Annotated in this window: 18 protein-coding genes and 1 pseudogene; 13 read left to right on the forward strand and 6 right to left on the reverse strand. The window is 58.3% G+C overall.

Features of this window, described 5'->3' with window-relative positions:
• The 9 genes and pseudogenes from ABK249_RS33065 to ABK249_RS33105 all read left to right on the forward strand — a co-directional run.
• Positions 1-551, forward strand: a 551-nt coding sequence (locus tag ABK249_RS33065) for a TCP-1/cpn60 chaperonin family protein (RefSeq protein WP_348864866.1), incomplete at its 5' end; no start/stop codon positions are given.
• 67 nt (positions 552-618) lie between these two features.
• A complete protein-coding gene (locus ABK249_RS33070; protein ID WP_348864868.1) occupies positions 619-864 on the forward strand; it encodes a hypothetical protein in 246 nt (81 codons plus the stop codon).
• Between the two features lie 35 nt (positions 865-899).
• Positions 900-1,322: a hypothetical protein gene (locus tag ABK249_RS33075; protein WP_348864870.1), complete on the forward strand. Its 423-nt coding sequence runs from the start codon at positions 900-902 to the stop codon at positions 1,320-1,322.
• Between the two features lie 115 nt (positions 1,323-1,437).
• Entirely contained in the window at positions 1,438-1,917 is a 480-nt protein-coding gene (locus ABK249_RS33080; RefSeq protein WP_348864871.1) for an Hsp20 family protein, read from the forward strand.
• A gap of 91 nt (positions 1,918-2,008) precedes the next feature.
• A complete protein-coding gene (locus tag ABK249_RS33085; RefSeq protein ID WP_348864872.1) occupies positions 2,009-2,518 on the forward strand; it encodes an Hsp20/alpha crystallin family protein in 510 nt (169 codons plus the stop codon).
• 349 nt (positions 2,519-2,867) lie between these two features.
• On the forward strand, positions 2,868-3,047 hold the full coding sequence (locus ABK249_RS33090) for a hypothetical protein (protein WP_037149559.1): 180 nt from the start codon (positions 2,868-2,870) through the stop codon (positions 3,045-3,047).
• A gap of 136 nt (positions 3,048-3,183) precedes the next feature.
• A complete protein-coding gene (locus ABK249_RS33095; RefSeq protein ID WP_348864873.1) occupies positions 3,184-3,573 on the forward strand; it encodes a group II truncated hemoglobin in 390 nt (129 codons plus the stop codon).
• A 4-nt stretch (positions 3,574-3,577) separates the two neighbouring features.
• Positions 3,578-3,949, forward strand: coding sequence for a DUF423 domain-containing protein (locus tag ABK249_RS33100; protein WP_348864874.1), 372 nt, complete (start codon positions 3,578-3,580; stop codon positions 3,947-3,949).
• A gap of 125 nt (positions 3,950-4,074) precedes the next feature.
• Positions 4,075-4,515: pseudogene (locus tag ABK249_RS33105) on the forward strand (integrase core domain-containing protein); the annotation flags it as partial.
• Here ABK249_RS33105 and ABK249_RS33110 read toward each other — a convergent pair.
• The 3 genes from ABK249_RS33110 to ABK249_RS33120 all read right to left on the reverse strand — a co-directional run bounded on the left by ABK249_RS33110 (position 4,474) and on the right by ABK249_RS33120 (position 8,203).
• Positions 4,474-4,809, reverse strand: a complete 336-nt coding sequence (locus tag ABK249_RS33110; RefSeq protein ID WP_348864875.1) for a hypothetical protein — start codon at positions 4,807-4,809, stop codon at positions 4,474-4,476. The pseudogene ABK249_RS33105 and the gene ABK249_RS33110 sit on opposite strands and share 42 nt — an antisense overlap.
• A gap of 521 nt (positions 4,810-5,330) precedes the next feature.
• The gene (locus tag ABK249_RS33115) at positions 5,331-6,881 is read right to left on the reverse strand and encodes a Fic family protein (protein ID WP_348864876.1); all 1,551 of its coding nucleotides are present in this window, start codon (positions 6,879-6,881) and stop codon (positions 5,331-5,333) included.
• A 512-nt stretch (positions 6,882-7,393) separates the two neighbouring features.
• Complete coding sequence (locus ABK249_RS33120; protein ID WP_348864877.1) at positions 7,394-8,203, reverse strand: hypothetical protein; 810 nt, start codon at positions 8,201-8,203, stop codon at positions 7,394-7,396.
• A 410-nt stretch (positions 8,204-8,613) separates the two neighbouring features.
• On the opposite strand from ABK249_RS33120, the gene ABK249_RS33125 reads away from it, so the two are divergent.
• Both ABK249_RS33125 and ABK249_RS33130 read left to right on the forward strand, forming a co-directional pair.
• Complete coding sequence (locus tag ABK249_RS33125) at positions 8,614-9,072, forward strand: hypothetical protein (protein WP_227703572.1); 459 nt, start codon at positions 8,614-8,616, stop codon at positions 9,070-9,072.
• A complete protein-coding gene (locus tag ABK249_RS33130; protein WP_161784754.1) occupies positions 9,062-9,214 on the forward strand; it encodes a hypothetical protein in 153 nt (50 codons plus the stop codon). Before ABK249_RS33125 ends, ABK249_RS33130 begins: the two co-directional genes overlap by 11 nt.
• A gap of 12 nt (positions 9,215-9,226) precedes the next feature.
• On the opposite strand, the gene ABK249_RS33135 is transcribed toward ABK249_RS33130, so the two are convergent.
• Both ABK249_RS33135 and ABK249_RS33140 read right to left on the reverse strand, forming a co-directional pair.
• Positions 9,227-9,541 carry a hypothetical protein gene (locus ABK249_RS33135; protein ID WP_037149545.1) on the reverse strand — a complete coding sequence of 105 codons (315 nt, stop codon included), beginning with the start codon at positions 9,539-9,541 and terminating at the stop codon, positions 9,227-9,229.
• A gap of 124 nt (positions 9,542-9,665) precedes the next feature.
• Entirely contained in the window at positions 9,666-10,373 is a 708-nt protein-coding gene (locus ABK249_RS33140) for an IS6 family transposase (protein ID WP_227705175.1), read from the reverse strand.
• Between the two features lie 175 nt (positions 10,374-10,548).
• On the opposite strand from ABK249_RS33140, the gene ABK249_RS33145 reads away from it, so the two are divergent.
• Positions 10,549-11,289, forward strand: a complete 741-nt coding sequence (locus ABK249_RS33145) for a DUF6088 family protein (protein ID WP_037149540.1) — start codon at positions 10,549-10,551, stop codon at positions 11,287-11,289.
• Positions 11,270-12,379: a nucleotidyl transferase AbiEii/AbiGii toxin family protein gene (locus tag ABK249_RS33150; RefSeq protein ID WP_227705176.1), complete on the forward strand. Its 1,110-nt coding sequence runs from the start codon at positions 11,270-11,272 to the stop codon at positions 12,377-12,379. The genes ABK249_RS33145 and ABK249_RS33150 overlap by 20 nt, the downstream gene beginning before the upstream one ends.
• On the opposite strand, the gene ABK249_RS33155 is transcribed toward ABK249_RS33150, so the two are convergent.
• Positions 12,348-12,538: hypothetical protein (locus ABK249_RS33155; RefSeq protein WP_348864878.1), on the reverse strand; the 191-nt coding region annotated here is incomplete at its 5' end. The two genes, ABK249_RS33150 and ABK249_RS33155, sit on opposite strands and share 32 nt — an antisense overlap.

Here is a 12,538-nt window from a genome sequence, read left to right on the forward strand (position 1 = left end):
ACCGCGAAAAGCTGCAGGAACGTCTTGCCAAGCTCGCTGGCGGCGTTGCCGTCATCCGCGTCGGCGGTTCGACGGAAGTCGAGGTGAAGGAACGGAAGGACCGCGTCGATGACGCGTTGCATGCAACGCGCGCAGCTGTTGAAGAAGGCATCCTGCCTGGCGGTGGTGTTGCCTTGCTGCGTGCCGTCAAGTCTCTCGACAGTATCAAGACGGCCAATGACGACCAGCGGGTGGGCATCGATATTGTTCGCAGGGCGATCGAGGCACCGGTTCGTCAGATCGCCGAAAACGCAGGCGCGGAAGGTTCCATCGTCGTCGGCAAGCTCAGGGAGAAGACCGAATTCTCCTATGGCTGGAATGCTCAGACCGGCGAGTACGGTGACCTCTATCTTCAAGGCGTCATCGACCCGGCAAAGGTGGTCCGCACCGCCCTCCAGGACGCCGCGTCCGTCGCCGGCCTTCTGGTGACGACCGAAGCCATGATCGCCGAAAAGCCGAAGAAGGAAACTGCCGCCGCGGCGATGCCCGCGGGCGCCGGCATGGACTTCTAGTTCGATCGACACAGGCCCGCCCTGCCCCGAAGGGCGGGCCTTCATCCACGGTGAGGAGCGTCAGACAATGATCAAGCGATCGCAAATGCCGCTCTTTGACGGCGATCTGGCTGTCTGCCAACAAGTCTTCGATGAAATCCGGGCAGGTACTGGGATTGCCAGGGAGTCGGAGGAGGGAGAGCGCATAGCTACGATCGTTGTGGAACTCTATCGCCAGGGCATCCGCGAGCCCCGCCATTTGAAGACAATGGTTCAAGAGGTGCGTGGGTTGTCCGAAAAGCAGCTACTCCAGCCCTCGGAACACAAACCATAGCAAGATCCATCGATTAAACATCAATGGAGCCAGACATGAGAAAGGAAAACGATAGCAAATCCGCCCAGGAGCAAGCGATGGCGATTGGCCCTGAGCTTGTGCTGCATCCGGCGTTCCATTTCGACCACCCGAGCGACGTTCTGGCGGCCGAGAAGATCGGCAGCGACGAAAAGCGAGCGATCCTGGCCTCGTGGGCCTCCGATATATCGGCAATCGAATCCATGCCAGCCCTGCGCCGACTTCCCGGTGTGGAACGCGCCGTCTCCTTTGACGAGATTTTGGACGCGTTGAAGGCGCTCGACAGCACCGACCAGTGCTTTCCGCGCCAGCCGCCGCCCGTTTCCTTCGACCCTGCAAAAAACTGCCCTCGAAGAACCGGGGGCCGCAGCCGTGAAAACCGCGTCGGCCCGTTCAAGTCCTGGAAGGGAGGATACCGCAGACCGCTATTGCAAAGCTGAACGTTCCATCTGACCCGCCGCGTGCCTCGGGACCGGCATTAGCTGAGCGGGCGTCGACGACGGCTTTGAACTCGGCGCCGTCTTATATCCATGTTGCTTTAAGGAGGATGTGGCTATGAGAACCACCACTTTCGATTTCTCTCCCCTGTTCCGGTCCAGCATCGGCTTCGACCGGATGTTGAATGCGCTCGAGGCGGCAACCCGTATCGAGACGATCGACAACTGGCCGCCGTATGACATCGTCAAGACCGGCGAGGATGACTACCGCATCACCATGGCGGTTGCGGGTTTCTCACTGGACGAACTGACGATCACCCAGGAACAGAACATGCTCTTCGTATCGGGTCAGAAGGCGAACGGGGAAGAGGCCCAGTATCTGCATCGCGGACTTGCCGGCCATTCGTTCGATCGCCGCTTCGAGCTGGCCGATCATGTCAGGGTCGTGGGCGCCAATCTCGCCAATGGTCTGCTGACCATCGATCTGAAGCGGGAGGTTCCGGAAGAAATGAAGCCGCGCCGGATCGAGATTGCGACTGACCTGGCTCTACCGAAGGCCGAGACGAGGCAGATCGAGGCCGACAAACAGGCGGCCTGAGCCAGGGCCATGGCAAGCGGCGCCAGGCGCCATCGCCTGGCGCCGCAAAAGGAGCTTATCCCGTCAAAGTGAATTGGAAAGGAGACGAACCATGAGTGTCCGTGATCTGATTCCCTGGGGCCACAACGGCGGCAGCCGGGTTCCCAGTTTTTTCCGTGATGATGATCGCGATCCGTTTCTGTCGCTGCATCGTGAGGTGAACCGGCTATTCGACGACGCCTTCCGTGGTTTTGGTTCCGGTCTGCCGGCTTTTGGACGACCCTCCGCGTTCGGCGGTGCCTGGCCGAGCGTGGAGATCTCAGACAATGACAAAGAGATCAAGGTGTCGGCCGAGGTTCCTGGCCTTGAGCAGAAGGATATAGAGGTCCTGCTCAATGACGGCGTGCTGACGTTGAAAGGAGAAAAGCGCTCCGAGGTGGAAGACAAGGACCGTCAGTTTTCCGAACGCTATTACGGTCGCTTCGAGCGCCGCATCCCGCTAGGCTCTGAGATCAAGGAGGACAAGGTGGATGCCCGCTTCAAGAATGGGGTGCTGACCGTAACCTTGCCGAAGAGCGATAAGGCGCAATCCGAGCTGTACGAATGTGATGCCCATCATTGAGCCGACGGTCAAAGCAGACACCGCATCCGACGTCGTCACCGACGCATATTTCTCCAGCAGCGGCCATTCTTGAGGCCAAGACTGTGCCCCTATCGTCATTTCCTCTCGCGGACGTATCGGCTTCAGCCATGTCATCCTCTAAAGCAGACTGCGAAAATCGTCACGAATGCCACAGTCGCCGTCCTCATCGTGAAATAGGAAGTCTCCACGCGAAGCATCAGTGCAAGGATGATCCGGTGTTACCCGCAAAATCATCGTCCAGCTCCCGAATATCAGCAAACGGAGCTTTCCAGAACTCTTCCCCTTCCCCAGCGTTTAGCAGGCGATACCAAACGCCGAAGGACAGGACATGACTGAAGACAAGAAGGCTCAGGAAGCCGTCGAGCACGCCGACAAATCGACCGAGATCTCAAAGCAGCCGGCGGCTGGACCACATGCCAAAGACCGTCTGACGGATCGAGACAAGACGCCAGGAACAGGCTCGCTTCCAGACCCCGATTCGAAAGAAACGGATGCCGGTCCCGATTGAACCGGAGGCATGAGCAGATCGCTGCTCACCTAAGAAGAAAGGCAAGATGAACAGCGGCTTTGGCTGCGACGCCTTGGCGCTTGCCGTCATCATGCCGTATCGCTAACACCATGAGACAAAGCACCGGGAAGATGGCATGGCGGGCGAAACCATCACACTTTATGAAGCGATCGGCGGTGAGGCGACGGTGCGCGCCCTTGTGAAGCGCTTCTATGAACTGATGGATACGCTGCCGGAAGCAGCCCGTTGCCGTGCCATCCATCCGCCGAGCCTTAGAGGCAGCGAGGCGAAGCTTTACGATTATCTCACCGGTTATCTCGGGGGCCCTCCGGTCTATGTGGAAAAACATGGCCACCCGAGGCTGCGCGCCCGCCATTTCGCCGCGGCAATCGGCCCTCGGGAGCGCGACGAATGGATGCTCTGCTTCCGCCGTGCGATGGACGAGACGATCGACAACGAAAAGCTGCGCGAGATTATCTGGCCACCGGTCGAGCGCCTGGCCCTCCACATGCAGAACCGGGAATAGGCCGATGGAAAGACTCGACAATCTGCGGCCGTTGATTCTCTTTGTGAGCGGCATGATGGGAGCCATGGGCGTCGCCCTGGCGGCAGCGGCAAGCCACGCAGGCGACACGCTGTTTCTGGGTTCCGCCTCCACCATGTGCCTGGCGCACGCACCGGTCCTGTTGGGACTTTATCTTGGCCAGAAATTCTTTCGTACCGCCACAATTGCCGCACTGGTCCTGGGATTAGGAACGGTCATTTTCGCCGGCGATCTCGTCTCCCGGCATTTTCTTGGCGACCGGCTGTTTGTGATGGCAGCGCCAACCGGCGGAACGACGATGATCCTCGGCTGGCTACTTGTGGCAGCCGGAGCGTTCTTCCGCCAACGTCACGTTTGACCATTGTTCCCTGGAACCCACCTATTTAGGTGGGTTGTCGCCGACCTGGATTGGGCGTTTAGGACGTACGGCGAACCTGCGTCTGACGGAGGTGTATGCGTAATCGGTAGCACAAGGGTACGCAAATCCGTGCTCAGTTCGCCTGCGGCAGACGCTTTCGCGTCCTCAATGTCGTCGATGACGTGACGCGCGAATGCCTGGCGGCGATCCCGGACACCTCGATCTCCGGCCGTCTTGTCGCCCGCGAACTGACGACGCTGATCGAGCGGCGTGGCAAGCCCGGAATGATTGTCTCCGATAACGGCACCGAACTCACCTCGAATGCCATCCTTGCCTGGCCGAAGGATCACAAGGTCGAGTGGCATTACATCGTGCCGGTAAAGCCAATGCAGAACGCCTATGTCGAGAGTTTCAACGGGCGCATGCGCGATGAGCTACTCAACGAGAGTCTGTTCTTCGGCCTCGATTACGCCCGGAGCGCCATCGCGCAATGGGCGGACGATGATAATCATTTCCGGCCGCACTCATCCCTCGGATATCAGACCCCGGCAGGCTACGCCCGGACTTGCCCGCTCGATCACGTCGAAACCATCGAGCCCCCAGGCATAACCCAGCCAGCCCTGGTAAAGCCCGCCGAGCCTCGTCTTGCGGGCAGAACTGCAGGAAAGCGCGATCTTCGGCTCCAGGCCGCGGAAGGCAGGCACGTCGATGCCGATCTTCTGGGTAAAGAAGCCGTTGCCACCACTCGCCGGCCCCTGTTCGGCTGCATGAGCAACCCCGCCGAACATGCCATCCAGGACCGCCGCCCCCGTCACACCACCCGACAAAACGCAAAGCGATACCGTGGCGGCCAAAGCCACAAACCTTACCCGACTATGTCGCATGAGCCCCCTCGACGCGAATCAGAACGCAATCAAAACACAACCCATCCTAGAAGATCCCGCCCCCCAACATCGCATCCCCAAAAATCAGGGGGTCATCAAAATATTATAACCCGCAACAGCTTATGGAGCCCACGCCGACAGCCACAAGTTGTTGTCACTCCGAGACAATATAGCCATCGTCCTTTCCGATCGCCTTCGCGCCCGACTAACCCTAGTCGTGCGAACTTTGGCCGCTGCCGTTCCGCGCTGAACGCTGCTTTATCCAGCGTTCGATTTCACCGCTTCAAACCGCCACGAGCCGCCAACCTTGAAGACGGGTATCTTCCCCTCACTTGACGAGTTTGCAGGCTGTCTTCTCATTGATTTTGAGAAGCGTTGCGATCTTACGAACAGTGAGAATCTCGCTCATCCCACCCCCTCAGCTAGCAGTGATGGAGGATTGAGAAAATCAAAGTGAGTTGGGGAGAAAAAAGGAACTAAGGAGATAATTACGCAAACTATCTCGCATCCTCCGCCGCTTTTTCCATCGACCACTGCACGCGCTCGGCCAGAAAGCCCGCAAACGGGCGAACGTCCATATCGACGCTGGCCCGCTCAAGACCGGCGAGATACCGGTCACGATCCTCCACCGGCACAACCGTCCAGGCGTAGCCGCCCGACGCCAGCATCGCGTTCATTAAGAATCGCGCGATACGTCCGTTGCCATCAGGATAAGGGTGGACGTAGCCGATAAGCCAATGCCCCAGCACTGCGCGCACGGTAGGTTCGGTCTCCTTCTCCAGCAGATCAAAGAGCGCATCCATGCCCTCCGGCACCGCCTCTGCGCGCGGCGGCGCATGCCATGATCCGCGCAAGTAAACCGAATGATTGCGATACCCGGCAAGGGCGCTTGGCTTGAGAATGCCCGCGGCCACGGACGGACCGAAAAGTTCGCGATACCAATCCCGGTGCTGCTCGTGTACGAGCGCTCCAGGAGGCGTGCCATCGAGAATAGCGGCCACGGAATCCTTCACTTTCTGGAAGGCCTGCCAGTAGCCGCGCGCGGCGAGCGCATCGCGGCTTTGCCTATCCTTTTCATCGATCTCAGGGGTCCATCCACCTTGCCGCACACGGTCGATGAGTTCGGGCGTTACGCTATAGCCTTCGATCGAGAGCGAGTGGTAAGCATCACTTTGGTAGATGTCTTCCACGAACTTCATGTAGCTGCTTTTGTCTGCGGGCAGCCCTGGCGCTTTGGGAAATATTTCCATGACAGGCGTGCGCTGGCTTTCCCAGATGGCGTTAAGCCGGGCCACGATGGGTGGCACGCCGGTGATGATGGCGGGCACATATGGCTGCTCGGCAAAAGGATCGCTTTCGCGAACGTCGTAGTCTGCGCTTTTCATGGTTTTGACGATCTCATCCGCAAAGCCGGTGCGGCCCACGCGGCGGAATGCCCCGGCGATGCGCCCCGCGACGGCGGAATGCCCGCCATCAAGCAACCGGCCCAGGATACCGGACACGTCACGCACGGCTGCCAGCACGACCTGTGCTTCGATGGGTGTGCGCCGAAAGAAGCCTTCCGGCACTTTGACGAGAGCTGCATCCGGCGCGTAGACACGCAGGCCATTTTTCTCCGCCATGTCTTCGGGCGCAGGCATCTCCTTGACCTTGAGATCATAAAGCGAGATGCCGAAGAGAAGTTGCAGATAGTTATTGGTTCCTTTGGGGCTGTTGACGATGACCTGCGGCGGGATCGCGGTCGCTTCCGCGTGCAGCAGGAGCGACTGCTCCGGTGACAGGAACCAGTTGTTCCCGAACCGGTCGTGGCAATAGCGCGCACAGAACTCCCAGAAGGACGCATACCAGGGTGTCGTGTCCCCCGGCAGGGCCTGCGGCCCGGTCGACATAAGCCAACCCTTGATGACATCGCGCAGGAACCCGTGCTGCAAGAGCCGCTCACGATGGGCACGGCTAAACTCGCTGGATTTAAAGATTCGCTGCCCCCCACTTTGCAGCTCCTGCAAGACGCCCAGGGAGTTGGCGAGCTTTTCGTTCGGTGCGGCCATTGCTTCATACCAAGTTTTTTATGCTGCGCGATTACAAGTATATGATGCGACTCAAAACAAGTCAAACATGTCGCGCCATTGCAAGTATTTAATGCCGAGAAATCGCACGTGAATTATGTCGTGACGCTTATCTGGCATCAAGGGCTCGGCAGATATGGCGGATGCAGGAACATGCCCTCACGCTCAGTGTCAGCGGATCGTCCGCCCGCTCTTGGCTGCGCAGATAGGCTTTCAAAAGCATGCCCAGTGTTCACTGGTCGCTGAATTCCGCCACGCCTTTGCGATGCAGTTCAATGTAACGCCGACCGCGCTGAGAATTCGGCCTCATTTTGCGTGATTGCTAATGAATGTCGCAGATGCATCACGATCTGGGGTCTGAGTAGCAATGGAACAGAAAACCTACATAAGGATTTTAAGGTTCTTCGTCCGGATCGGCGGTTTTCGGATCGCGTAGCGGCCTGAGTTCGCCTCTGGCCACGAATTCGGGTTTCCATCCGGTTGCCGCGTCGGCGTCATCCGTCGGACGGCGGATTCTCCGTGGCATTGCGGAACATGCGCACGAGCGTGCGGCGCAGCTTCTGCCGCTGCTCGAACTGGGCGCTCATGCCCGGGTCTGCCACGGCGTCGCAGGTCCCGGGGAACGGGCTCCGCTCCAGCTCCTCCACGCAGCGGGCGGGCCAGCTCGCCGATGCCGCGATCGCTCGAAGGTACCTATCGCGCGCTTTGGTGCACAGCGCTGGCGTGTCGTCGGTGCAGCCCATCGCATAGGCCAGATAGGCGATATAGTCGCGTTGCCATGCCGCGTCCGAAAGCCCCATGTCGTCAGCAGTGGGGAGGCTTTCGGCCAGGATCTCGCAGCCGTTTCCATCGATGAACGGTTCGGTATTATGCAGGAAGCAGGAGCGTGACAGGGGCCGGAACGCCAGATCGACCTGCGGCTTCGCTGTCAGACCATTGCGATAGATGATGCCCAGATATTTGCAGGCATAGGGGCCTATCCCGGCATCATCGGAGTCGCAGACCAGGGTCATCCGATCCTTCGCGATGCCGTAGTTCCGACGGGCGGGATCGAGGAAATAGATTTTGCCGGCCTCGTAACAGCCGCCCATCTGAAAACCGGCCGCGCAGGAGCGTTCATAATTTGCCAGGGCAGCGGCAGCATCGTTCCGCTTTTCGGCCGCGACACCGGCGCTCCAGCAACTGTCGGCGTTGCTATCCTTGACGCAGGCTGGCGGGGATGGGTCTTGCGTCGAAGGCTGCGCGTGGACAGCTCCGCTGCTTGAAGCGATCACCATCACCAAAGCAAGCAGTAACGATCTCATTTTTCTCTCGGACGATGGCACGGTTTGATCGCCGTGCTACCGGAATTATTGCTTGTGATCGCTTTATACAGGAAATGATCTGGCCGAATCACAAATCTCCCAGCGCTGTCGATCCTTCTATGGCCGATTTCAAAGAATGAGGCAACGGGTGGAGAGGCAGCTGGCACACCCCAGCCGATGCAGAGATGGCGTCGGCAATCATGCACCAAGTTCGATTGACACGATTGATAGCACGTCAGCAAAGATAAGGCCGGCGCACTCTGATCGATAGGAGGATTGCAAGGTCTACTCATCATCAGCACGCCAGTGCCAGACTTTGGCGTCGAATCGACGACTCGACCGCGTCCAACGGCTCCTATACAGGAGCCCGCTGCCGGAGTACCGGCAGAATCAACAAGGCTGAGGTAGCGATGGGACCGATCGAACAACTTCGAGATGCAATCGCTGCGAGCAAAGTTATGCTCGGCCCGCAGATTGGCGACGGTTTTATCTTCGGTACGGCGCGCCTTTTGGCAACTGGCGCTCATGTCAACGTCAACGTGGACCCTGAACTGGAAGACAGGTCGGGAATAGATGCCGGAGCGCTCGTCGCTGCCATCGAACGGGTTCTTGAGGTGAGCCCTCAAGTTTGGCGGCGGATCATCGATGGCATCGCCGAAGAGATCGAGGGCGCTGTCGGTGGCGAGAATGTGATCGAGACCACGGATCTGCGTGACGATTTGGCCGTTCGTTCAGTGGTCGTTTTTGCTGACGCCACTCTCCTATCCTTTGCGGCCCCGATGCAGTTTCCTGACAGTTGGATCCGCGTGCAATTGGACGAGGACTTCGAGGTGGAGGATGTCTCCATCGATCCGAAAGATGAGGATTGAGACCATTGAATCCGCTACGGAGCATCATCTGAGGCTACAAAGCCGGAGTTCCACCTATGCTCAGGGGATCGAGGTGCTGACGGATGTCGACGCCGCGCTGGCGCTGATCGCGTCTCAGTTCAGCGGGTTGTGGCGTGCGTAATGGGGATTCGGCTTAATGACTCCCACGTTCGGTGTGGTCATCGTCCCACTCGGTCAGTGCGCGGCAGGCAGACTCATAGTCGCCCGTTTGCTGCGCCTGCTTTTGTAGACGCGCAATCAAGGCACGTTCTTCGTCAACCGTCGGCATTTCACCTGGTGCCCATGCCCGACCGGCGGCCAGATCCCGTTTTACGCGGGCTTCGAACTCTGCCTGATCGCAGCCGGAGGTGAATAGTATCGATGCCAGCATGGGTAATGGCCGATACGCGGCATAGGCTAGCCCGGCAAGCAGGCCAGCGAATAGATACAGCTTGAGCTTTCTGCCCATTGCCATGCTCCTCATCTTGCGTCCGAGGTACTCCACAAGGGTTTCGGTTTCATATCTATGGTTCGGGCACTGTAAACTTAACGTCGATCGGGCGATTGAAGGCACTTCTACTTGGGGCTGTCGATCAAATCCGAGCGATCTGCGCCCACATGTCCATTGCTGCTGAACGAAGTTCGCGATGATGGTTGGAGGTCATGTCGTGGCGCGGGATGTGGAACAGGTTGGCAATCGGATCGTGGATTGAAACGAAGCGTTGCAAATGTCGTAGTGATTTGAACCGCTTCATGATCCTCTCTCGTCGTCGAATCGGCTGATGGGAATTTTCCGCCCGATTGTTCAACCCTTTGTGGGAACGATGCTCTACGCTTGGCATGATCTCTCGTCTTGCAGCGTCATAGGATCGAAGCTTGTCGGTGATCATCACCCTCGGCGCTCGACCTTTGCCCTTCAACAGCTTACGCATCAGGCGCTTGGCAGGCTTGGCATTGCGGCGGCTTTGTACCAGAGCATCCAGGACAAAACCATCTTGATCAACTGCGCGCCACAACCAGTGTTTCTGGCCGCTGATCGAAACGACGATCTCGTCGAGGTGCCATTTGTCGCCGAGCCGGCCGGCCGTGCGTCTGTGGATGTCGTTGGCGAAGGCGCGACCAAACTTCTCTGCCCAAAGCCGGACTGTCTGATGCGAGACGAAGATGCCGCGGGCGGCCAGCATGTCCTCGACCATTCGCAAGCTCAATGGGAAGCGGAAATAGAGCCATACGGCGTGGGCGATGATTTCGGCGGCAAAGCGATGGCGGTGATAAAGCGGATCACGGTCTGTCGTGGCCAAACATCGCACATCGCAATCCAAGTTCCGTTAACTTTACGATGCCAAAGCACTGTATGAAAGCGTGAGCAATCATTCTACTGACCAATGTTTAGATATAAAAATTGGTCATTAAAGCGACGGTTGCAGCAAGTGACCAAATTTTGTATATAATCTTCGGTCACACGGTAGGATAGTTATGCCGGATCCCACATCGGACACTCTGGAACGCATTCACCAAAGGATTGCCGGTGCGGCGCCTTCGGGCGTTTGGTCGCGTTCCGATTTTCTCGACATCGCAACGCCCAATGCCGTCGAAAAGGCCCTGCAGAGGTTGACCAATCGCGGCGACATCCGCCGCCCTCATCGTGGTCTTTACGACAAGCCAGCTATTAGCCAACTGACCGGCAAGATGGTGTTTCCGCCACGCGCCTCATTCATCGATGCCATCGCACGACGTGACAAGCTTCGTGTTTGCGTTGATGGCATGACGGCTGCCAATGATCTTGGTCTGACGACGGCCGTCCCCGCCAGGTCGACAATCTATGCGGACACATATCCCCGAACCATAGAGATCGAGGCCAATGCCGGCGATGCCGAGGCCACGAAGCCGGTTATCTACATCTTGGACTTCAAGCGCATTTCGGCGAAGACCGCTTTTTGGGCGGGCCGGCCGGCAATGCGAGTGATCCAGGCCCTCCATTGGTTTCGCGACGAGCGCTCCAATCTGGAGGCAGTTGTCGATGCTATCGTCCGCTACGTGGCACGAAGCCCCCACAGGCAGCCGATTGTCGAGGATCTGCGCGAAAACATCCACGCCATCCCAGCCTGGATGTACCAGGCTGTGGAGACCATAACCGCCGATCCGCCGCCCCCGGAGGAGGAAGGCACTCCGCTGGGCCACGACGGAAAGGATGAACATGCGCCAGGGTTTCGTTGATGTCCTTCGCTCAAGCGCTGACGAACAGAGAGCACTATTCTCCGCCGCTGCGTCCGATCTGGAGACGCGGGCCGAGAATATCGAGAAGGATCTCTACGTCTGCTGGGTGCTCGACTTCCTGTTCAACCGACGGAGGGACGGTGCTCTTGGCCTCTATTTTAAGGGCGGCACCAGCCTCAGCAAAGCATATGGCCTGATCCAGCGTTTTTCCGAAGACATTGACATCGGCATCTACAAGGCGGATCTAAAAGTTCCGCTCGAGGCCGGTATCGCAGCGCTCCCCTCCGTCAATCAGCAACAGAAGGCTCTGGCCGAGCAGGTGGACGAGGCTGCACGGCATTATATGTCCGGGCCGCTCAAGCGTTTGCTCGATGAGGAAATCGCCACGGTCGAGGGACAGATCGGACAAACGGGACATTTCTCGCTCGCCTTCGGGTACGGTCTCTACCGGAAGAAGGAGGCGCTCGACGTACTGGCTCTGGGATACAGAAGCGTCTTTGACACGAGCGGCGGCTATGTCGAGGCGGCGGTGCGAATCGAAGGCGGGGCACGCCCGGATCCGGTTCCGGCCGAGAAGCGAGAGATCATTCCATACGTTGCCTCGGAAATGCGAAAGGGCACTGACCTGACGGTCCAGAATGTAACGACCGTCAAGCCGGAGCGCACTTTTTGGGAGAAAGTTCTGATCCTTCACGCGATGACGGAGATGACGGAAAAACGAAGCATGCAGGATAGTCCTGAGCTGAAAGTTCCAGACCTCAATCGATACTCGCGCCACTACTACGATGTTCATCAAATTTGGACGAATCCCGACTACGGCAAGGCCATTGCATCGATGCTTGACCTCGCCGAGGCTTGCCGCCGGCATAAAGAGCTAATGTTTCGCGCACCGGACCATCGATATGATCGAGCCGTGCCCGGTAGTTTTCGGTTGGCGCCAACGCCCGAGATGCGCGAGAAACTAAGAGCCGACTACGCACGAATGTCTGCCATGATATTTGGAACGCCGCCTGAATTTGAGTCCGTCATGACAAGCATTCAGGAGCCGGAAACGCTTCTCAACACTGTCGCCGACAAACCCTTGCTTTGAAAAACCCGTTCGCCATGACGGGGAAGTCCGGGCGGTCCTCGTAATAGAACGTGATCCCCGCACCCGAATAGCTGATCGACTTGGCATAGCAGCCAGGCAGGTCCGGGCAGCTATAGCCGTAATTGACGACCTGCCCGTTGGTGTCCTTCACCTGGGTCA

Source organism: Neorhizobium phenanthreniclasticum (assembly GCF_040066075.1).
In the GTDB taxonomy this organism is placed as follows: Bacteria; Pseudomonadota; Alphaproteobacteria; order Rhizobiales; family Rhizobiaceae; genus Neorhizobium; species Neorhizobium petrolearium.